We start from the raw sequence: 20,565 nt of genomic DNA, 5'->3' as shown, positions 1-20,565 counted from the left end.
TGCGATGACCCCGACCGGAACGCCCCCGCGCAGCCTCACCGCCATCGTGCTCGCGGCCGGGAAGGGCACGCGGATGCGCTCGGACCTGCCGAAGGTCCTGCATCGGATCGCCGGGCGCAGCATGCTCGGCCATGTCCTGGCCGCCGTACAGGCGGCGGGGGCGGGCCGGATCGCCGTGGTGGCCGAGCCCGGCCGCGACGACGTCGCCGCCGAGATCGCGCGGGCGGCCCCCGGCGCCCGGGTCTTCCCGCAGGCCGAGCGCCTCGGCACCGCCCACGCGGTCCTGGCCGCCCGGGAGATCCTGGCCGAGCCCGACGACGACGTGGTGATCGCCTTCGGCGACACGCCCCTCGTCTCGGCCGAGACCTTCCTGCGCCTCCGGGCGCCCCTGGCCGACGGCGCCGCGGTGGCGGTGCTGGCCTTCGAGACGGCGACGCCCACCGGCTATGGACGGGTTCTGACCGAGGGCGACCGCGTCCTGGCGATCCGCGAGGAGAAGGACGCCAGCGCCGCAGAGCGGGCCGTGACCCTGTGCAATGCCGGGCTGATGGCGCTCGCCGGACGGCACGCCCTGGCGCTGCTCGCCCGCATCGGCAACGACAACGCGGCCGGCGAGTACTACCTGCCCGACGCGGTGGCGCTGGCGGTGGCCGACGGGCTTCCGGTCACGGTCGTGCCGGTGGACGAGGCCGAGGCGCAGGGCGTCAACGACCGGGTGCAGCTCAGTGTTGCGGAAGCCGCCTTCCAGGCGCAGCTGCGTCGCACCGCCATGCTGGGCGGCGCCACGCTGATCGCCCCCGAGACGGTGTTCCTCAGCCACGACACGGTGTTGGGGCGCGACGTGATCGTGGAGCCGAACGTGGTGTTCGGGCCGGGCGTGCGGGTGGCGGACGGGTGCACCGTGCGCGCCTTCGCGCATCTCACCGAGACCAGCCTGGAGGCGGGGGTGAAGATCGGGCCGTTCGTCCGGTTGCGCGGTCACGCCGTGCTGGAGGCCGGCGCGGAGCTCGGCAATTTCGTGGAGCTGAAGAACGCCCGGATGGGTGCCGGCGCCAAGGCCGCGCATCTCACCTATCTCGGCGACGCGGAGATTGGGGCCAAGGCCAATATCGGCGCTGGCACGATCACCTGCAATTACGACGGCGTCCTCAAGCACAAGACCACGATCGGCGCGGGCGCGTTCATTGGCTCGAACTCGGCGCTGGTGGCCCCCGTCACGGTGGGGGAGGGCGCCTACGTGGCTTCGGGCTCGGTGATCACCAACGACGTGCCGGCGGACGCCATGGCGGTGGCCCGCGGCCGGCAGGCGGTGAAACCGGGCTGGGCCGGGAAGAAGCGCGCGGCGCTGCAGGCCGAGAAGGCGCGACGCGGGAAGAGCTGAGGCCCGACGGACCGAACGGGCCGGGGCTGGCCCTGCGCCGCCCCGATCCGGTACAAGTCGCGTTTGGCCCCGCATGAAGCGGGGCGGCCTGGACCTTGCGCAAGACCCTCGCGCGGCCAGCCGGGCACGACAGCGAGAGACACACCCATGTGCGGCATCGTCGGCATCGTCGGGCGCGACGCGGTGGCGGGACAGGTGATCGAGGCCCTGCGCCGGCTCGAATACCGCGGCTACGACTCCGCCGGCATCGCCAGCCTGGAGCACGGCCGGCTGGCGCGCCGCCGGGCCTCGGGCAAGCTCGTCAACCTGGAGGCCAAGCTCGCTGAGGAGCCGCTCACCGGCACGCTCGGCATCGGCCACACCCGCTGGGCGACCCACGGCCGGCCCAACGAGACCAACGCCCACCCCCACGCCACCGCGCGTCTGGCCGTCGTCCATAACGGCATCATCGAGAATTTCCGCGAGCTGAAGCAGGAGCTCGAGGCCGACGGCGTCGTGTTCGAGACCGAGACCGACACCGAGGTCGTCGCCCAGCTCGTCAGCCGCAACATGGACCGGCAGATGGGCCCGGTCGAGGCCGTGGCCGCCGCCCTGCCGCGGCTGCGCGGCGCCTTTGCACTGGCCTTCATCTTCGCCGGCGAGGAGAACCTGCTGATCGGCGCCCGCCACGGCGCGCCGCTGGCGGTCGGCTTCGGCCAGGGCGAGACCTATCTCGGCTCCGACGCCCTGGCGCTCGCCCCCTTCACGGACGCCATCACCTATCTCGACGAGGGCGACTGGGCGATCCTGAACCGGGCGGGCGCCGAGATCCGGGACGCCTCGGGCGCCACGGTGGAGCGGCCCCGACAAAAGATTGCCACGCAGGCCTACCGGATCGACAAGGGCGAGTACCGCCACTTCATGGCCAAGGAGATCCACGAGCAGCCCGAGGTCGTGGGCCGCACGCTCGCCCACTACGTCGACATGGCGCAGGGCCGGGTCGTGCTGCCCGAGGCGCTGCCCTTCGACTTCGCCAAGCTCAGCCGCGTCTACATCACCGCCTGCGGCACCGCCTTCTACGCCGGCCTCGTCGCCCGGTACTGGTTCGAGCAGGTGGCCCGCCTGCCGGTGGAGATCGACGTCGCCTCCGAGGCCCGCTACCGCGAGGCGCCCCTGGAGAAGGACGGGCTGACGCTGGTGATCTCGCAATCGGGCGAGACCGCCGACACCCTGGCCTCCCTGCGCTATGCCAAGAGCCAGGGCCAGCACACGCTGAGCGTCGTCAACGTGCCGACCTCGACCATCGCGCGGGAATCCTCCGTGGTGATGCCGACGCTGGCCGGGCCGGAGATCGGCGTCGCCTCGACCAAGGCGTTCTCGTGCCAGCTCACCGTGCTGCTGTGCCTCGCCATCGCGGCGGGCCGCGCCCGCGGCACCCTCGACGCGGCGGGCGAGCGTCGGCTGGTCGACGCGCTGATCAAGGCGCCGGGCCTGATGGCGGAGGCGCTGACCCACGAGGCGGCGATCGAGGGCCTGGCCCGCGAGGTCTCCAAGGCGCGGGACGTGCTCTATCTCGGCCGCGGCACCAGCTACCCGATGGCGCTGGAGGGCGCGCTGAAGCTGAAGGAGATCAGCTACATCCACGCGGAGGGCTACGCGGCGGGCGAGCTGAAGCACGGCCCGATCGCCCTGATCGACGAGAGCGTGCCGGTGATCGTGATCGCCCCGCACGACGCGGTGTTCGAGAAGACCGTCTCGAACATGCAGGAGGTGGCCGCGCGCGGCGGCCGCATCGTGCTGATCGGCGACGCGAAGGGCGCGGCCGAGCACGGCCTCGACACGCTGGCGACCTTCACCATGCCGGCGGTCAACGCCACCGTGGCGCCGATCGTGTACGCGGTGCCGATCCAGCTGCTCGCCTACCACACGGCGGTGTTCATGGGGAAAGACGTCGACCAGCCCCGGAACCTCGCCAAGTCGGTCACGGTGGAATAAGCGCACCGCCCCCCGTCCGGGCTACGGATGCGCGGCGCCGTCCTTGCTTACCCGGCGAGGCACCTTCGCCGCGGGAAACCGGGGCTCGCTCGAAGCCGGCCCGCAACACACCGCGCACGCTGGCGGGCGCGGCGACCGGGTCCCATCACCCTTGCCCAGGATCGATCCATGACCGCACGCGACGCCGACGTTCTCCAGTGGCTCGACGGGCAGGAGGGCGCGATGCTGTCGCTCCTCGAGGAGCTGGTGAACATCGATTCCGGCTCCTACGACAAGCCGGGCGTCGACGCGGTCGGCATCCGCATCGCGGAGTTCCTCGCCGGCCACGGCATCCCGGTCACGACGATCCCGGTGGAGGGCTACGGCGACGCGGTGAAGGCGAGCGTGGCCGGGTCCGGCGGCGGCAACCGGCCGGTCGTGCTCATGGGCCATCGCGACACCGTCTTCCCGAAAGGGGAGCCGACGCGGCGGCCGTTCCGGGTCGCCGACGGCCGCGCCTACGGGCCCGGCGTCGCCGACATGAAGGCGGGCCTCGTGATGAACGCCTTCGTGCTCGCCGCCTACCACCGGGCCGGCGGCGCGCCGGTGCCGCTCGTCGGCCTGTTCACCAGCGACGAGGAGATCGGCTCGCCGGCCTGCCGCCCGATCATCGAGGAGACCGCCCGGGGCGCCCGCGCGGTGCTGAATTCCGAGCCGGGGCGGCCGACCGGCAACGTCGTCACCGGCCGCAAGGGCGGGGTGTTCATGCATCTCGAGGTGCTCGGCAAGGCGGCCCATTCCGGCGGCAACTACGCCGACGGGCGCAGCGCCATCCTGGAGCTCGCCCACAAGACCGTCGCGTTCCACGCCCTCACCGACCTCGACCGCGGCACCACGGTGAATGTCGGCCTGATCGCCGGTGGCCAGTCGGTGAACACCGTGGCGCCCCGGGCGACCTGCGAGATCGACCTGCGCTACGTGACCCCGCCCGACCGCGAGGCGGCCATGGGCCGGATCGCCGCGATCGTGGCCGGATCGACGGTGCCGGACACCACCGCCCATCTTACCATCAAGGGCGAGTTCCTACCGCTCGTGCAGGACGAGGCCTCGCGGGCGCTGTTCGAGACCTATGCCCGGGTGAGCGCGCAGGGCGGCAATCCCGTCACCGGCGAGTTCGCCGGCGGCTGCGCCGATTCGGGCTTCACCGCCAGCGTCGGCTGTCCCACCCTCTGCGCGGTGGGCCCGGTGGGCGGCAAGGCCCACTCGCCCGAGGAGTACCTGGAGGTGGGAAGCCTCGTGCCGCGGGCGCGCGCGATGGCCGAGACCATCGCGGCGCTCTGACGATTCAGAGGCCGACCGTCGCCAGCCCGGCCGCGCCGCGGCGGTCGCCGTCTCCGGGCGGACGCCGCGGCGCCGGACGCGCCTGTCCGTTCGAGGCGCGGGCGGCGGCCAGGATATCGCGGCCGGCCGCCAGATGCGGCCGGTGCTCAGGAGCTTCGGCGATCACGTCCGGGGCCGCTAGCGCCGCCGGCGCGCCTACGGGCGCAGGGCCGCCACGAGGCGCAGCAGGAACCCGTCGAGGGCCGCCTTGTCGATCCAGCGCAGCACCGCGACGAGGTCATGCTCGGGATCGCACCAGATCACGTTGTTGCCCGCCCCGAGGGCGCTGAAGGCCGAGGCCGGCAGTTGCGGCCTGGCGGCCGCGCCGCGGTTCAGCCACCAGAGGTAGCCGTAGCTGTCCAGCGTCGGGGACGGCGTCAGCATGGCGCGGATCCAGCGCTCCGAGAGGAGCTGCCGCCCGTTCCAGGCGCCGCCGCGGGCGACGAGGAGGCCGAAGCGGGCGTGGTCGTCGGCCCCGATGAACAGGCCGCCGCCCCAGTGGCCGCCGCCGGGGACCGACTGGACCCGCGCGCCCGCGACCTCGACCCAGGCCGTGTCGTAGCCGTGCCACGCCCAGTCGCGGGAGGCGCCGATCGGATCCATGATCCGCTCGCGGAGCACCTCCGGGAGGGCCCGGCCGAAGCGGCGCATCAGGCCGTACGACAGCAGGTTCACCCGGACGTCGTTGTACTCGTAGTAGGTGCCCGGGCGCCGCAGCGCGCGGGCCTCGCCCTTGCGGCTGTTGTCGGCGCCGGGGCCGATCTGCCGGAAATGGTCGACCTGATCGGACTTGCCGAACAGCGTGCCCTGCCACTCGCTCGATTGCTGCAGGAGGTGGCGCCACGTGATCGCGCCATTGTGCGGGCCGTCGAGCAGCGGGTCGGGGACGCTGTCCCGCACCGGCGCGTCGACGTCGGGGATCAGTCCGTCGTCGTGGGCGAGGCCGGCCAGCACCGCGAGGTAGCTCTTGGCGATCGAGAAGGTCATGTCCGGGCGGGCGGTGTCCCCCCAGGCGGCGACGCGCCGGCCGCCCTTCAGGATCACGCCAGCCGGGCCGCCCCGCGGACGCACCGGCCCGTCGATGGCGCTCCAGGGCCCCGTCTCGTTCCACTCGACGATCCCGACGTAGCGCCCGTCGGGATAGTACAGGCTGCGCGGCCACGCGCTCTCGTGGGCCTCCGCGAAGGCGACCGCGTCCGCGAGCCGCCCGGCATCGAGCCCCGCCGCACCCGGGTCCTGCTCGGCCCAGTCCTGCGTCGGCCAGTACGGCCCGGTCGCTTCGGTCACGCGCGTTCTCCCGACGGTCCTCTCCGGTGCGGACGCATGCAGGGCCTGCGCCGCGGATCGGACCATCCGTAGAGCCATCGCCCCCGCGGGGGCAGAGCGCGTGGCGCAGTTCGGGCCTCGCCCCGCGCACCGGAGCCGGATGTGTCAGCCCTTGCCGGTGAAGCGCACGGCGCAGCCCGGACGGGCCGCGACGAGGCCCGCGCCGCGCGCGCGGCCGAGGACCATGCAGGCGGTCGACAGCCCGTCGGCGGCGAGCCCCGTCGGCGCGGTCACCGTTACGGACGACAGGGCGCGCGGCGACCGGCCGGTGGCCGGATCGAAGATGTGATGGTCGGCGCGGTCGTCCGAGAAGCTCATGTTGTAGTCGCCCGAGGTCGCGGCGAAGCCCGTGAACGGGGCGATGACGGCGGCGACCGCGCCGGGATGGCGGGGATCGGCCAGCCCGAGGCGCCAGGGCGTGCCGTCGGGATGCGCGCCGGCGGCGCCGAACTCGCCGGTATCCACGAAGGCATCCGCGATCCCGCGCGCCCGGAGCGCCGCCATGACCTGGTCGGCGGCATAGCCCTGGACCAGGGCGTTCAGGGTCAGGGCCGTCCCGGGCTCCAGGACGACGCGGTCCGTCCCCACCTGCACTCGCTGCCAGCCGACCCGCGCCAGGGCCGCGCGCAGGGCTTCCGCCCCGGGGCGCTCGCCGCGGGCGGCGGCCTGGGCCCAGACCGGCCAGAGCGGCTGGACTGTCGGGTCGAAAGCGCCGCCGGTCTCGGCCGCGAGGGCGAGGGCGAACCGCAGCAGGACGACGAGGTGCGGGTCGGGGGCCTCGAGAACGCCATCGCGATTGAGCCGCGCCAGGGCGCTGTCGGACCGGAACAGGCTGGCCGCGTCCTCCACGGCGCGCATCGCCGCGAACCCGTCGCTCAGCGCCGCCTCGATGGCGGATAAGTCGGGCCCCGCGGCGGTCAACGCCACGGTGGTGCCGAAGGCGAGGCCGGCGCGGGTGCGCAGCGCCAGCCCCCTTGACGCCGCGGAGGCGCGGAACGCCGCGACGCCGCCGAGCGCGGCCAGCCCCGCGGCACCGACGAGCAGCCGGCGCCGGCCGTGCGCGAAGCGGACCGGCGCGCTCATCCGACGGTCACCGGCCGGGGCGCGGCGCGGCGGCCCCGCTTGCGCGCCACCACCTGCGGCACGCACTGCCCGGGATCGTGGATGATCGTCACGCACTCCATGCACTGGAAGCACTCGGCGTAATCGACGCGGCCGGAGGGCGCGATGGCACCGTAGCGGCAGCGGACCTTGCAGAGCTGGCAGGGCGAGCCGCACTCCGCCCGGCGCGGGATCCAGTCGAGGATCCGGACCCGCCCGAGGAGGGCGAGGCCGGCGCCGAGCGGGCACAGGTAGCGGCAGAAGCCCTTGAAGACGAACAGGTTGAGGACCAGCAGCCCGGCCGCGTAGGCGACGAACGGCCATGCCCGGACGAAATACAGGGTGATGGCGGTCTTGAACGGCTCGACCTCGGACAAGGTGTCGGCGAGGGGCGACCCCGCCGCGGCCGCGCCGAGGATGCCGGCGAGGACGACGTATTTCAGCGACCGCAGTGCCCGGTCGAGGCCGGGCGGCACCGCGACCGGGCGGATGCGCAGCGGCCGGGCCAGCAGCGCGACGAATTCCTGGAGCGCGCCGAAGGGGCAGAGCCAGCCGCAGAACGTGCCGCGCCCCCAGGCGACCAGGGCGGCCAGCGCGAAGGCCCAGAGCACCAGCGAGGGCGGATCGTAGAGCAGGAAGGCGAGGTCGTGGGTCACGGTGGCGGCCCGCACGAGGCCGACGAGGGTCACGATCGACAGCTGCGCCTGCGCGAACCAGCCGACGAAGCCGAGGGTCAGCGCCAGGAAGGCGAGGCGGAAGAGGGCGAAGCGGCGCCGGTCCGCCACCAGCCCGCGCTGGCTGCTCAGGACCGGCACCAGCACGGCGAGCATCAGCCCGATCAGCGCGAGTTCGGGCGCCCGGGCCCGCCAGGGGTCGGTCCAGCTCGGCCCGTCATCCGGCCGGATCCGGGTGAACAGGTCGGCGGGCAGGGCGGTCTCGACCGTGAAGGTCCGGGCGATCTTCTCGGACAGGATCTGGCCGCGCTCGCGGACGATCGTCTCGGTCAGCACCCACGGCGCGGACGGGTCGAACCCGGCGGCCTGGTCGATCCGCAGGATCGTCCAGGGTCCGGGCGGCAGGCCCTCGGCGAGGCCGGCCCCGCGGCGCTCCACCGCCATGTCGCGGGCATTCACGATCAGGCCGCCCTGGCTGATCGCCAGCCGGTCGGGAACGGCGCCCAGGACGAACCGGTCGCCGACCGGGTTCTCGGACGCGTCCTCCGGTCCGGCGCTGATCACCATCACGGCGTGGTTGCCGGGGCCGAGTTCGTGCATCAGCGCGTCGTAGCGGGTCGGCCCCAGCAGGTTGCGGCCGATCGCGGGCGGGTCCAGGGCGGCGACGTACAGGTCGGTCAGGGCGGCATCGGGCGGTCCCTCGGACGGGTCCGCCACGCCCGTGCCCCTGAAGGCCGACGCGGCGTCGGCGTTCGTCACCGTCAGCCGCCTCACCCAGCCGCGGGCGAGGAGGTCGGCCAGGGCCAGGGGCTCGTAGAGATCGGGCCTGGCCTCGACCTTCAGCCCGACATTGGCCGCCCCGAAGCCGAGTTTCGCGCGGGCGACCGCCAGGGCCGAAGCGAGGATCGACTGGTTGATCACCCGGGTCGAGGCGGTGGCCATGGAGATGCCGTCCACCGTGGTCTGGGGCGCGGCGCCGGCGGCCCGCGCGTTCGGCCGGCCGACCCGGATCGCCTGCCGGGCCGAGAGGCCCGCATACTGCTCGACGAAGGCGAAGAGCGGCTCCGGGCCGAGGCCTTCGAGGAAGACCGGCTCGTGATGCGAGAGCACCGTCACGTCCCGGAAGGTGCCGTCGGGGGCGAGCGCGATCAGCAGGTCGGGGGGCGTGCCGCCGAAGCCGGGGATCGGCGCGAGATCGACGGATTCGAAGGCGTAGGCGAAGACCTCGTAGGACCCGGCCTGCTGCTTCAGGATGGGCCAGACCGGGAGCCTGTCGTCCTTCTCGCCGACGACCAGCGGAGGCGGGAAGTGTCGTTCGAGGCCGGCCCGATCGAGCTGGCCGGCGGCGGCGGGGTGCGCGACCAGGACAGCGAGAAGCAGCAATGCGGCGCGCAGGAGCAGGCCCGCGCCCCGGCCGCCACCCACCGCGGCCCGGGGCGCGGGCGGGCGCGGAGACACCTCGCCCCGCAGCGGCCGCCCCTTACGCCTGCCTCCGCCCCTGGCAGCGTCGGTCACGCATCCGGGTTGAGCACGGCCGCTGGCGGCAGAGCGCGACGGACCCCCTCTCCCGTGCGGGAGAGGGTTGGGGTGAGGGATCGGAACGTCCAACATGGAGCACGCCGTCGACGTGCGGGTCCGCTGCGCCTCATCCGGATGCCGCACGTCCCTCACCCTGTCCCTCTCCCGCACGGGAGAGGGGACCCGCGCTCCGTCCCGTAGCCGCGTCGCCACTGCCGATGCGTGGATCCGATCGCCCTCACGGGAGCGGGTGATGCGGCCATGCGCAATCGCGGAAGATTCACGGCACCGCACCGGCGGCGCGCCCGTCCGGCGCCTGCGCGGGCGTCATCGGCCGCGACGCCACGCCCCAGGGGAAGCGGCCGACCTTCACGGTCTTGATCGGCTTGAACGTCGCGGCGTCGATCACCGTCACGTCGCCGGAGACGCCGTTGGTGGCGAAGAGCCGCGTGCCGGCCGCGTTCAGGGCGAGCTGCCAGACCCGGCGGCCGACCAGGATGTAGCTCTCGACCGCATAGGTCGCGGTGTCCACCACCGCGACCCGGTCGGACGGCCCCAGGGCCACGAAGGCGTGGCGCCCGTCCTTCGAAAGCTGGATGCCCACCGGCTGGATCCGGTCGGCCGCGATCCCCTTCACGGCGAACTCGATCGTCCGCATCACCTGGCGGGTGGCGACGTCGATCACCGACACGGTGCCGCCGATCTCCGAGGATGCCCAGAGCCGGGCCCCGTCCGCCGTGAAGGCGGCGAAGCGCGGCCGCTGGCCGACCGGCGTGGCGTCCACCGCCGCCAGGCTCTTGGTATCGATCCAGTGGACCATGTTGGTGGTCTCGGAGGTCGTGACGGCGGTGCGGCCGTCCGGGCTCACCGCCACGCCTTCCGGCTCGATGCCGACATCGATCTGCGCCAGCACCTTGCGGCTCTGCGCGTCGACCACCGTGGTGGTGGCGTTCTCCTCGTTGGCGATGAACAGGGTGCGCCCGTCCGGCGCCAGGGCGAACTGCTCCGGATCCTCGCCGGAGGGCAGGTTGTGCCGCACCTCGCCGGTATCCGGATCGATCACCTGCACGGCATCGGAATCGCTGGCGCAGACGTAGAGGGCCCGCCCATCCTGCGAGAAGGTCAGCCCGCGGGGCCGACGGCCGACCGGGAAGGTGCGCAGCACCTCCAGGCTGTCGCCGTCGATCACCGAGACGGTGTTGTCGCGCTCGTTCGAGACGAAGATCTCCTCGGCCCGCGCGGGGCCTGCGAGGCAGAGGAGCAGCGCTAGGGCGGCGGGCCGGCTCATCCTGGTGTCCCCGAGAAGGCGCGGCAGGCACTCTCAGGCTCGTCGAGGCCGAGGGTGTCGAGTTCCGTGCGGTGGTGGAGGAAGCCCTCGATCGGCGCCGTCGCGGTCACGGCCCCGGGCCAGAGCAGGAAGACCGGCTGGCGCAGCTGCCCGTCCCAGACACGGAAGCTCAGGGGGCGCCCCTTGAAGCCGCCGATCTCGAAGCCGGGCGCCGTCAGGGCGGCGCGGACCGTCGCGGGATCGGCGCTGCGCGCCTTCACGGCCGCCTCGCCGACCGCATGCACCGCCATCCAGCCGGCCCAGTCGACGGGCCGCATGGCGCGGCCGGCGAGCTTCCGGAACCGGCCTTGGAGCTGCACAGCGGCCCAGGCTTCGACGGGGCGACCCCAGGCGGCCGGCGCAAGGCCCTGGGTGCCGACCAGGGGGCGGGGGGAGGCGGTGTTGTAGTTCAGGCTCGCGCCGAACGCGCCCGCCTCGTCGGCCACCGCGACCACGTCGTGCTCGGGCCCGCGGGTCGGCAGGGCGAACTCGCGCAAAGCCGTGTCGCGGACGTCGCCGCCCTGCGGGTCGTAGCGCGATTCGGCGACGATCCGCGCGCCGAACTTCCGGGCGCTGCGCCGCAGCGCCTCGGCGTAGAGTGCGTCTGCCGGCGCCGGCCCGGTCACCAGCAGGATCCGGGACCAGCGCTTGAAGGCGAGGAACTGTACCAGCGCGTCGGCCAGCATGGCGCGGGACGGCAGGACGTGGAGCAGGTTCCGCCGGCAATCGGCGTCGCGCAGGCGCGTGTCCGGGGCGCCGATGTTGAGGAGCACGCTGCCCTTCGCCTCCGGCAGGTCGGCGAGGGCGAGGACGTCCGCGGCCGGCGCGTTGAGCACCACGAAGCGGCGGTCGGCGAGATCCCGGAAGGCCTGGCGGATGTCGTCGTCCGGCTCGACCACCTTCGCGTCGAGGCCGAAGCTCAGGCCGAGGAAGCGGCCAGTGGCGTTCGAATCCTTCAGGCCGAGTTCCGCGCCCTTCGCCCCCTCATCGGCGGGGATCGGATCCTCGTTGTTCAGCGGCACCGGCCGCTCGACCCGCCGCTCCAGGTACTGGATCGTCAGGGGCGGACCCGCCGGCGCGGGCGCGGCCCGCCCGGGCGAGACCGGCGCGAGAGCCGCCAGGACGACGGCCAGCCGCAGGGCGGCCTGCGGCCCTCCGCGTTTCCTGGCCCGTCGCGCACCGGAGGACACCATCCCCGCCCGTTTCCTCCAGCCCCGCGTCCCTTGTCGTTGAGCCGGAGTCTAGAAGCGGAGTTGTGCCCGCCGATATTGGACCAAGGTGCACCCATCAATCATGACGCAGCGCAACACAAGTCGTGGATGGCGATCAGCCGATAGATCCGTACCAAAGCATAATGGGTCCGCTGCCCGAACCTTGCTAACCCTCGTCCAACAACGAGGGGAGGCGGCGGATGCGCACCATGAAGACGGCGGCGGGCGGCATGCTCGCGGCGCTGGGGCTGGCCCTCGCCGCCGGCAGCGCCCTCGGACACGGCGACGTTCAGCCCCAGCCGGTCAACACCGACGGCCTGAAGCCGCTCGGCACCGAGTGGGTCGCCGAGAACCCCTACAAGGGCGACAAGCACGCCATCGCGATCGGCGCCTCGGGCTTCAACCAGAACTGCGCCCGCTGCCACGGCCTGGAGATGATCTCCGGCGGCCTCGCCCCGGACCTGCGCTACCTGCCGCAGGGCAAGGAGGGCGACGAATACTTCGTCGAGCGCATGAAGCACGGCGCCGTCATCAACGGCGTGACCAAGATGCCGGCCTTCGACGGGGTGATCTCGCAGGAAGGCCTCTGGGCGATCCGCAGCTACATCGAGTCGAAGCATGAGGAGTAGCGCGCGGCTCCTCCTCGCCTGCGGATTGCTCCTGGCCCTCCGGTTCCAGCCGGAGGCGGCCGCGCGCCCGCTCGATCAGGTCGTGGCGGACGGCACCCTGCGGGTGGCGGTCTACGGCGACAACGCGCCGTTCTCCGACGCCGGGACGGGCAAGGCCCGGGGTATCGATGCCGATCTCGCGCAGGCCATCGCCGACAGGCTGAAGGTGAAGCTCGACCTGCGCGTGGTCGATGCCGGCGAGAACGTGGATGGCGACCTGCGCCTGAACCTGTGGCGGGGCGATCTCGCCGGCACGCCCCTCGCCGACCTGATGCTGCACGTGCCGACCGACCGGCAACTCGCCCTGCGCAACGAGCAGGTGTTCTTCACCGCCCCGTATGTCGAGCAGGAGATCGCCTTCGCGTACCGGAAGGACGCCCTGGAGGGCTTCGACAGGCTCGACGACATCGGCGACAGGACCGTCGCCCTGGAAGGCACCAGCGCCGCCGACCTGATGCTGCTGACCGCGCAGGGCGGTCGCTTCCGCCCGAACCTGAAGCATTACAAGAGCTTCGAGGAGGCCGCGACGGCCTATCTCGCCGGCGAGGCGCCGATCCTGGCGGGCACCCGCGCGGCGATCGAGGCCGCCCTGTTCGCCGCGAAGGCCCCGAAGGACGACAACCCGATCGCCACGATCCCCTCGACCGGGCTGGTGAAGACCCGCTGGGAGATCGGCGGCGCGGTGCGCACTGATTCCCGCGACCTCGCCTACGCGGTCGGGGACGCGATCACGGCGCTGAACGCGGACGGCGGCCTCAAGGCGATCTGCGAGACCTACGGCGTCACCTACACGCCGCCGAAGGGGTACTGAGCGGCGCTGAGCCGCTCTCCGGCGGAGGACGATGAAGGGAAGGAGAAATCACGGTCCGAAGCCGGATCTCCAAGTCTCAACGGCATCCTGAGGTGCTGCGCAGCAGCTTCGAAGGAGATCTGCAGGGATGGCCCGACCAGCTGGAGGTCTCCTTCGAGGACTCCACTGTGCTCCGGCGCCTCAGGATGTGGTCGTGGGTCGGATCTCAGCGTCCCTCGACCGGCCCGTTCGAGACCGGCGCGTCGAACGGACCCGGCCGTGCATTCCGTCCCCGACCGGCGCGCAGCGCCGGGGCGGCAGCTGTTCTTGGTTCACCGAATACTTTCTTCTCGGCCATTGAACCGATCGTCTTATTGGACCAATGGCCAATAAGACTTTCCTGAGAACAGCGATAGCGTCGTTCTCCAAGGGGGCGCCCCGCGACTCGTGCGGATCGCGCCGAAACCCGAAAGCTCCGGCCGCAGGGACCGGAGACGATCACGGAGGAGACGTCATGAGAATGCGGACCCGGTTCCTCGCCGCGGTGGGCGTCGCCGCCCTCGTGGCGGGCGGTGCCCTGCCGGCCATGGCCCAGGGGGTGAGCGAGCAGGACATCATCAACGACGCCAAGACGCCCGGCGACGTCGTCACCTACGGCCTCGGGCCGCAGGCCCAGCGGTTCAGCCCGCTGAAGACCCTCAACCGCGACAACATCAAGAGCCTCGTGCCGGCGTGGTCGTTCTCGTTCGGCGGCGAGAAGCAGCGCGGCCAGGAGAGCCAGGCGCTGGTCAAGGACGGCATCATCTACGTCACGGGCTCGTATTCGCGCATGTACGCGATCGATTCCCGCACCGGCGAGAAGAAATGGGAATACGATGCCCGCCTGCCGGAGGGCATCCTGCCCTGCTGCGACGTGGTGAACCGCGGCGCCGCCCTCTACAAGGACAACGTCTATTTCGGCACGCTCGACGCCAAGCTCGTCGCCCTGAACACCAAGACCGGCAAGGTCGTCTGGCGCAAGGACATCGACGACTTCAAGGCCGGCTACAGCTACACGGCCGCCCCGATCATCGTGAAGGGCAAGATCATCACCGGCGTGTCGGGCGGCGAGTTCGGCGTGATCGGGCGGATCGAGGCCCGCGACGCCGAGACCGGCGAGGTGGTCTGGAAGCGCCCCGTGATCGAGGGCCACATGGGCGAGCTCAACGGCAAGCCCTCGACCATGACCGGCAAGGTCAACGAGAGCTGGCCGGGCGACATGTGGAAGTTCGGCGGCGGCGCCACGTGGCTCGGCGGCACCTACGACCCCGAGACCAACCTGATCTACTTCGGCACCGGCAACCCGGGCCCGTGGAACTCCTGGCTGCGGCCGGGCGACAACAAGTGGACCTCCTCGCGCCTCGCCCTCAACCCCGACAACGGCGAGATCGTCTGGGGCTTCCAGACCACCCCGCACGACGGCTGGGACTTCGACGGCGTCAACGAGTTCGTGCCGTTCGACCTGAACAAGGGCGGCAAGACCATCAAGGCCGGCGCCACCGCCGACCGCAACGGCTTCTTCTACGTCCTCGACCGCACCAACGGGAAGTTCATCTCGGCGACGCCGTTCGTCGAGAAGATCAACTGGGCCAAGGGCATCGATGAGAACGGCCGCCCGATCTACAACGAGGTGAACCGGCCCGGCGACCCGAGCAAGGCCCAGGGCGACGACAAGAAGGGCAAGTCGGTCTTCGCGGTGCCGAGCTTCCTCGGCGGCAAGAACTGGATGCCGATCGGCTACAGCCCCGACACCAAGCTGTTCTACGTGCCGTCCAACGAGTGGGGCATGGATATCTGGAACGAGCCGGTGAACTACAAGAAGGGCGCCGCCTATCTCGGTGCCGGCTTCACCATCAAGCCGGTCTTCGACGACCATATCGGCTCGCTCAAGGCGATCGACCCGGCCTCCGGCAAGGTCGTCTGGGAGTACAAGAACAAGGCCCCGCTCTGGGCCGGCGTGCTCACCACCGCGGGCAACCTCGTCTTCACCGGTACCCCGGAGGGCTTCCTGAAGGCCTTCGACGCCAAGACCGGCGAGGAGGTGTGGAAGTTCCAGGTCGGCACCGGCGTGGTCTCCTCGCCGATCACCTGGGAGCAGGACGGCGAGCAGTGGGTCGGCGTCGCGGCCGGCTGGGGCGGCGCGGTGCCGCTGTGGGGCGGCGAGGTCGCCAAGTCCACGGCCGGCATCAACCAGGGCGGCAGCTTCTGGGCGTTCAAGCTGCCGAAGACGGTGGCGGCGCGCTGACGGCGCGCAACCGAAAGCGTGTCGGCCTTCCCGGGCCGGCACGCCTGGGCCTCGGGGCGCGGCGTTCGTCTCAACACCCGCTTGCGCCCCGGGGCCGCATCGATCACCCTTCGGACCTCCCGCCCGCGGGTTCGGCGGATCCTGTGAGGATCTCGAGCGAAGGACCGAGGTCTGCGTGAATCTCCTCATCGTCGACGACCACCCGCTGTTCCGCGACGCCCTGGCGGCCACGATCCGCCTCGCGCATCCGGACGCGGTCCTTCACGAGGCGGACGGGATCGAGGCGGCCTGCGCGGTGCTCGCCGCGAATCGCAGCATCGACCTGACGCTCCTCGACCTCTCCATGCGGGGCGTGACCGGCTTCGACGGGTTGATCACCATCCGGGCGAGCTTTCCGCGGATCCCGATCCTGATCGTCTCCGGCCACGAGGATCCGCGCATCGTGCGCGAGGCGCTGCAGCACGGCGCGGCGGGCTTCGTCCCGAAGGCCATGGACAAGGCGACGCTCACCCGGGCGATCACCGAGGTGATGCGCGGGGCGCTGTTCCTGCCGCCGGGTCTCACCGAGGCCACGACGCCCGCACCACGGAGCAAGAAGGCGCCGCTCCCCGAGCGCCTCGCCCGGCTGACGCCGCAGCAATTGCGGGTGCTGATGATGATCCGGCAGGGCAAGCTCAACAAGCAGATCGCTCACGAACTGCAGGTCGGTGACTCGACCGTGAAGGCGCACGTCTCGGAAATCCTGCGCAAGCTCGAGGTCATCAGCCGGACGCAGATCGTGATCGATACGGCGTCGCTGGACTTCGACCAGATCCACAACACGCATCCGGCCTGACGGCGCGGCTGCGAGACCGCGACGCCCTTGATCGGCGCCCCCCGCTCCACCTCATCCTGAGGTGCCGGAGCGCAACGGAGGCCTCGAAGGCGGGCTCCAGCCAGCCGCGCGATCCCCAGAGCCCGCCTTCGAGCCCCGCTGACGCGGGCACCTCAGGGTGAAGGGGCGGGATGGACTGGCCCGCTCACCGTTCCGCACACGTGCGTGCCGGACCCTGAGCTGCATTCCGCTGACGCTGCACACCATCGGGACGAGGGACGTGCCCATTCGTTGCCCGCAACCCTGACCGACCACGATGTCACCCTGTCCAAATCGATATGATGCTATCTATCAGTATGTGAACTGATTGATCCGGCGTCTTCGCTGGGTCCTCGCGGCGGGGGATCAGACCGTGACCGACATCGACGATCCCAGGACGCGCGAGCGGCTGCAGCAGGCCACCACGCACGCGTTGCTGACGACGGGACGCCACTGGCGGCGCGCCGCCAACAATGTCGCGGAGGCGCATGGCCTGTCCGACGCCACCGCGCACCCGCTGATCATCATCGGTCGGATGGAAGAGGAACCGCGCCAGAACGTCCTGGCGGAGGCCGTCGGCATCGAAGGCCCCTCGCTGGTCCGCCTCCTCGACCAGCTCGCCGCCGCCGGGCTGGTGGTCCGCCGCGAGGATCCGTCCGACCGCCGCGCCAAGGTGCTGGGTCTGACCCCGCGCGGACGGCAGGTCTTCGAGGAGATCGAGACCGCGTTGTCGACCCTGCGCGCGCGGGTCTTCGCTGAGGTCGACGACGCCGATCTCGAAGCGAGCGTGCGGGTCTTCGCGGCGCTCCAGCGCTACGGGCGGGAGGCCGCCGCGGCCGCCCCCGAGCTGGAGCCGGCGTCGTGACCCTCCCCGGATGGCGCGACTGGGCCTTCGCGCTGAAGACCTACGCGGCGGCGATGCTCGCCCTGTTCGTCGCGCTCTGGATCGACCTGCCGCGGCCCTACTGGGCGGTGGGCACCGTCTACATCACCAGCCAGGTCCTCTCGGGCGCGACGCGCGCAAAGGCCGTCTACCGCGTCGGCGGCACGGTGCTCGGCGCGGCGGTGAGCGTCGTGCTGGTGCCGAACCTCGTCAACGAGCCGATCCTGCTGAGCCTCGCGGTGGCCCTCTGGGTCGCGCTCTGCCTCTACGTCTCGCTTCTCGACCGCACACCGGCGAGCTACCTGCCGATGCTCGCCGGCTACACGGCGGCGCTGATCGGCTTCCCCGCCGTCGAGGATCCCGGGGCGATCTTCGACACCGCGGTGGCGCGGGCCGAGGAGATCTCCCTGGGGATCCTCTGCGCCAGCCTCGCCGCCACGCTGATCCTGCCGCAATCGGCGGCCCCCCTGATCGTCGGGCGTCTGAATCTCTGGCTGGCGGAAGCCCGTGCGTGGATCCAGGGTGCCCTCGCGGCGGCCCGGGCGCCGGAGGCTTCCGGGACGAGCCAGGGCCGGCGCCTGCGCCTCGCCTCGGACGCCCTCGGCCTCGATGCCCTCGGCCTCGCCCTGCGCAACGAGGCGACGGGCGCGGAGCGCGCCGCGGAGGCCTTCGCGCCGGTCCGGCAGCACATGCTGATGGTCCTGCCGATCGTCGCCGCCGTGGCGGATCGCGTCGAGACCTTGGAGCGGGCGGGCGCGCTGCCGGCGCGGGTCCGGTCATTCCTGTCGGACCTCGCCGTCTGGCTCGCCGACGAGGCGGATGATCCGGAGCGCGCCGCGCATCTGCGCGGCCGGATCGACGGGTTCGAGCCGACCCTCGGCCGGAATCCGGACTGGACCACGCTGCTGCTCGCGAGCCTCGCGGCACGCCTGCGCGACGTCATCGACCTGCGCCAGGACCTGCGGGCACTCCGTGGCCACCTTGCCGCCGGGACGCCGCCGCGGGCGCCGCTCGCCTTCGCCTACACGGCCCGGGTCCGGTCCATCCGCCACCGCGACCATGGGCTGGCGGCGTTCTCGGCCTTCGGGGTGTTCGTGGGCCTGCTGGTCTGCTGTGCGATCTGGATCGCCACCGGCTGGCCCGACGGATCCGCGGCGCCGATGATGGGTGCGGTCGCCTGCTGCCTGTTCGCCGCGCAGGACGATCCCGCGCCGCAGATCCTGAGCTTCACCAACTCGGCGCTCGTCGGCGCCCTCGGCGCGGGCCTCTACCTGTTCGCCGTGCTGCCCCTCGCCACCTCCTTCGAGATGCTGGCCCTGGCGCTCGCGCCGGCCCTGATCCTGTGCGGCCTGATGATGACGCAGCCGCGCACCGCCCCGATGGGCATGGGCGCGGCGCTGAACGGCGCGACGCTTCTGGCGCTCCAGAACGGCTACAGCGGCGACTTCGCGCCCTTCGCCAACGGGGTGATCGCCTCGGTGGTGGGCATGTGGGTCGGGGCGGTGGTCACCCGGCTGATCCGCTCGGTGGGCGCCGGCTGGAGCGCCCGGCGGCTCGTGCGGATCAACCGGCAGAGCCTCGCAGCCGCCGCGGACGGGCGCGGCACCGGCCACGGCCTCGAACTCGCCGCCCTGATGCTCGACCGCATCGGGCTGATCGCCCCGCGGCTGGCGACGCTGCCGGCCGAGACGTCGGCTTCCGTGGGCGACCTGCTGGCCGATGTCCGGGTGGGCATCAACCTCGTGGAGGTCCGTCGGGTGCGCCGGCGGCTGACGGGTCCGCCCCGGACCGCCGTCGACCGGGCCCTCGCGCTGGCGGCGCGCCAGCTCCGCGACCGGACCGGCCGACCGGATTCGGCGCTTCTGGCGGCGCTGGACGACGGGCTTGACGCCGTCGCGGATGCGGCCCCCGGGCCGGAACGCCGGGCCGCCCTGATCGGACTCACCGGCCTGCGCCGCGGGCTCTTCCCCGACGCGCCGGCCTACCGGGCGGCGCCCCCCGCGCGGGACGACCGGGAGATGGCGGCATGATGGGCGAGATCGACCTCTACGGCGTGTTCGTGCCGGGCCTCGCGCTCTGGATGGCCATCGCCTTCGCGCTCAGCCTGCCGCTCCGCCGTCTCCTGTCGGCGACCGGCTTCTACCGCCTCGTCTGGCACCGGCCGCTCTTCGACCTCGCCCTCTACGTCGTCCTGCTCGGCGGCGTCGTGACCCTCGCCCACCGGACCCTGCAATGACCGCCCTGTTCTCCGTCCTCGGCCGCCTCCTGGTCACCCTCGGCATGGTCGCCGCGGCGCTGATCGTCGGCCTCGGCCTGTGGGATTACTACATGGATGCCCCCTGGACCCGGGACGGGCGCGTGCGCGCCGACGTCGTGGCGGTGGCCCCCGACGTGTCCGGCCTCGTCACCGAGGTGCTGGTGGAGGACAATCAGGTCGTGCGGAAGGGCGACGTCCTGTTCCGCATCGATCCGGACCGGTTCCGCATCGGGCTGCGGCAGGCGGAGGCGATGGTGGAGGGCCGCAAGGCCACCGCCGAGCAGACTGCCGCCGACTATGCCCGCTACAGCAAGCTCTCCGACGCGGCCGTCTCGCAGCAGAAGGTCGAGGCCACCAAGGCCGCCGACCTGTCCGCCCAGGCGGCCTACGAGCAGGCCCTGGCCGACCGCGACCTCGCCAAGCTCAACCTGGAACGCTCGGCGGTGCGGGCCTCGGTCAACGGCCGGATCACCAACATGGAGCTGCGTCCGGGCGCCTACGTCACCACGGGCCGCGGGGTCATGGCGCTGATCGACCGCGACACCGTCCGGATCGAGGGCTATTTCGAGGAGACCAAGCTGCCGCGCATCCGCGTCGGCGCGCCGGTCAACGTCCAGCTGATGGGCGAGGACGGCGTGCTCACGGGCCGCGTGGCGAGCATCGCGGGGGGCATCGGCGAGACCGGCCGCAGCGACGCCACCAACCTGCTGGCGAACGTCAACCCGACCTTCTCGTGGGTGCGGCTGGCCCAGCGCATCCCCGTGCGGATCACCCTCGACGGCGGCCCGGCGGACCCGCGGCTGGTCAGCGGCCGGACCGCGACGGTGTCGATCGCGCCGTCGGCGGGCGGGGAGGCCCTGCGCTGGCCCTGGACGGCGTGGCGGGAGGCGCTCGCCCGCTAAAGGCGACCGAACATTCCCGGCGCCGCCGGGTTGCCCTGACACGACCCACCATTGTCA

Annotated in this window: 16 protein-coding genes; 11 read left to right on the top strand and 5 right to left on the bottom strand. The window is 72.3% G+C overall.

From position 1 onward, the window contains the following. Nucleotides 1-4: 4 nt before the first annotated feature. From glmU to P9K36_RS13990, 3 genes are all read left to right on the top strand, one after another. A complete protein-coding gene (glmU, locus tag P9K36_RS14000; protein ID WP_274927224.1) occupies nt 5-1,381 on the top strand; it encodes a bifunctional UDP-N-acetylglucosamine diphosphorylase/glucosamine-1-phosphate N-acetyltransferase GlmU in 1,377 nt (458 codons plus the stop codon). Nucleotides 1,382-1,528: 147 nt separating this feature from the next. Continuing rightward, nucleotides 1,529-3,355 carry a glutamine--fructose-6-phosphate transaminase (isomerizing) gene (glmS, locus tag P9K36_RS13995; protein WP_278307150.1) on the top strand — a complete coding sequence of 609 codons (1,827 nt, stop codon included), beginning with the start codon at nt 1,529-1,531 and terminating at the stop codon, nt 3,353-3,355. Nucleotides 3,356-3,523: 168 nt separating this feature from the next. Further along, a complete protein-coding gene (locus tag P9K36_RS13990; RefSeq protein ID WP_043757692.1) occupies nt 3,524-4,675 on the top strand; it encodes a M20 family metallopeptidase in 1,152 nt (383 codons plus the stop codon). Nucleotides 4,676-4,870: 195 nt separating this feature from the next. Here P9K36_RS13990 and P9K36_RS13985 read toward each other — a convergent pair whose 3' ends face one another. From P9K36_RS13985 to P9K36_RS13965, 5 genes are all read right to left on the bottom strand, one after another. Then, nucleotides 4,871-6,001, bottom strand: a complete 1,131-nt coding sequence (locus tag P9K36_RS13985) for a serine hydrolase (RefSeq protein WP_043380573.1) — start codon at nt 5,999-6,001, stop codon at nt 4,871-4,873. Nucleotides 6,002-6,145: 144 nt separating this feature from the next. Next, on the bottom strand, nt 6,146-7,123 hold the full coding sequence (locus P9K36_RS13980; RefSeq protein WP_111474371.1) for an FAD:protein FMN transferase: 978 nt from the start codon (nt 7,121-7,123) through the stop codon (nt 6,146-6,148). Further along, nucleotides 7,120-9,273 carry a 4Fe-4S binding protein gene (locus tag P9K36_RS13975; RefSeq protein WP_347568055.1) on the bottom strand — a complete coding sequence of 718 codons (2,154 nt, stop codon included), beginning with the start codon at nt 9,271-9,273 and terminating at the stop codon, nt 7,120-7,122. The genes P9K36_RS13980 and P9K36_RS13975 overlap by 4 nt, the downstream gene beginning before the upstream one ends. A 340-nt stretch (nt 9,274-9,613) precedes the next feature. Beyond that, nucleotides 9,614-10,621, bottom strand: coding sequence for a YVTN family beta-propeller repeat protein (locus P9K36_RS13970; protein ID WP_043757686.1), 1,008 nt, complete (start codon nt 10,619-10,621; stop codon nt 9,614-9,616). Beyond that, nucleotides 10,618-11,853 (bottom strand): ABC transporter substrate-binding protein, encoded by a 1,236-nt coding sequence (locus P9K36_RS13965; protein ID WP_043757682.1) that lies wholly within the window; start codon nt 11,851-11,853, stop codon nt 10,618-10,620. Before P9K36_RS13965 ends, P9K36_RS13970 begins: the two co-directional genes overlap by 4 nt. A 218-nt stretch (nt 11,854-12,071) precedes the next feature. Between P9K36_RS13965 and pedF the strand changes: the two genes are divergently transcribed. The 8 genes from pedF (at nt 12,072) to P9K36_RS13925 (ending at nt 20,508) form a co-directional block, all read left to right on the top strand. Further along, complete coding sequence (gene pedF / locus P9K36_RS13960; RefSeq protein ID WP_236961383.1) at nt 12,072-12,500, top strand: cytochrome c-550 PedF; 429 nt, start codon at nt 12,072-12,074, stop codon at nt 12,498-12,500. Next, nucleotides 12,490-13,350 (top strand): transporter substrate-binding domain-containing protein, encoded by an 861-nt coding sequence (locus tag P9K36_RS13955; RefSeq protein WP_043757677.1) that lies wholly within the window; start codon nt 12,490-12,492, stop codon nt 13,348-13,350. The genes pedF and P9K36_RS13955 overlap by 11 nt, the downstream gene beginning before the upstream one ends. A gap of 493 nt (nt 13,351-13,843) precedes the next feature. Beyond that, nucleotides 13,844-15,613: a PQQ-dependent methanol/ethanol family dehydrogenase gene (locus P9K36_RS13950; RefSeq protein WP_043757674.1), complete on the top strand. Its 1,770-nt coding sequence runs from the start codon at nt 13,844-13,846 to the stop codon at nt 15,611-15,613. 175 nt (nt 15,614-15,788) lie between these two features. Then, complete coding sequence (locus P9K36_RS13945; RefSeq protein WP_043757671.1) at nt 15,789-16,448, top strand: response regulator transcription factor; 660 nt, start codon at nt 15,789-15,791, stop codon at nt 16,446-16,448. Between the two features lie 391 nt (nt 16,449-16,839). After that, nucleotides 16,840-17,331 (top strand): MarR family transcriptional regulator, encoded by a 492-nt coding sequence (locus P9K36_RS13940; protein WP_052083846.1) that lies wholly within the window; start codon nt 16,840-16,842, stop codon nt 17,329-17,331. Beyond that, entirely contained in the window at nt 17,328-19,379 is a 2,052-nt protein-coding gene (locus tag P9K36_RS13935; protein ID WP_043757668.1) for an FUSC family protein, read from the top strand. Before P9K36_RS13940 ends, P9K36_RS13935 begins: the two co-directional genes overlap by 4 nt. Beyond that, nucleotides 19,376-19,585, top strand: coding sequence for a DUF1656 domain-containing protein (locus P9K36_RS13930; protein WP_043355775.1), 210 nt, complete (start codon nt 19,376-19,378; stop codon nt 19,583-19,585). Before P9K36_RS13935 ends, P9K36_RS13930 begins: the two co-directional genes overlap by 4 nt. Further along, nucleotides 19,582-20,508 (top strand): HlyD family secretion protein, encoded by a 927-nt coding sequence (locus P9K36_RS13925; RefSeq protein ID WP_043387973.1) that lies wholly within the window; start codon nt 19,582-19,584, stop codon nt 20,506-20,508. Before P9K36_RS13930 ends, P9K36_RS13925 begins: the two co-directional genes overlap by 4 nt. Nucleotides 20,509-20,565: the final 57 nt, after the last annotated feature.

This window comes from Methylobacterium sp. 391_Methyba4, assembly GCF_029691625.1.
In the GTDB taxonomy this organism is placed as follows: domain Bacteria; phylum Pseudomonadota; class Alphaproteobacteria; order Rhizobiales; family Beijerinckiaceae; genus Methylobacterium; species Methylobacterium fujisawaense.
The sequence above is the reverse complement of the archived record's forward strand: the minus strand, read 5'-3'. Positions and strand labels throughout refer to the sequence as shown.

What these genes read in the sequence shown, in the direction of transcription:
- glmU (WP_274927224.1), top strand. Translation starts at nt 5, where the DNA reads ATGACCCCGACCGGAACGCCCCCGCGCAGCCTCACCGCCATCGTGCTC.
- glmS (WP_278307150.1), top strand. Translation starts at nt 1,529, where the DNA reads ATGTGCGGCATCGTCGGCATCGTCGGGCGCGACGCGGTGGCGGGACAG.
- P9K36_RS13990 (WP_043757692.1), top strand. Translation starts at nt 3,524, where the DNA reads ATGACCGCACGCGACGCCGACGTTCTCCAGTGGCTCGACGGGCAGGAG.
- P9K36_RS13980 (WP_111474371.1), bottom strand. Translation starts at nt 7,123, where the DNA reads ATGAGCGCGCCGGTCCGCTTCGCGCACGGCCGGCGCCGGCTGCTCGTC.
- P9K36_RS13970 (WP_043757686.1), bottom strand. Translation starts at nt 10,621, where the DNA reads ATGAGCCGGCCCGCCGCCCTAGCGCTGCTCCTCTGCCTCGCAGGCCCC.
- P9K36_RS13965 (WP_043757682.1), bottom strand. Translation starts at nt 11,853, where the DNA reads ATGGTGTCCTCCGGTGCGCGACGGGCCAGGAAACGCGGAGGGCCGCAG.
- pedF (WP_236961383.1), top strand. Translation starts at nt 12,072, where the DNA reads ATGCGCACCATGAAGACGGCGGCGGGCGGCATGCTCGCGGCGCTGGGG.
- P9K36_RS13955 (WP_043757677.1), top strand. Translation starts at nt 12,490, where the DNA reads ATGAGGAGTAGCGCGCGGCTCCTCCTCGCCTGCGGATTGCTCCTGGCC.
- P9K36_RS13950 (WP_043757674.1), top strand. Translation starts at nt 13,844, where the DNA reads ATGAGAATGCGGACCCGGTTCCTCGCCGCGGTGGGCGTCGCCGCCCTC.
- P9K36_RS13930 (WP_043355775.1), top strand. Translation starts at nt 19,376, where the DNA reads ATGATGGGCGAGATCGACCTCTACGGCGTGTTCGTGCCGGGCCTCGCG.
- P9K36_RS13925 (WP_043387973.1), top strand. Translation starts at nt 19,582, where the DNA reads ATGACCGCCCTGTTCTCCGTCCTCGGCCGCCTCCTGGTCACCCTCGGC.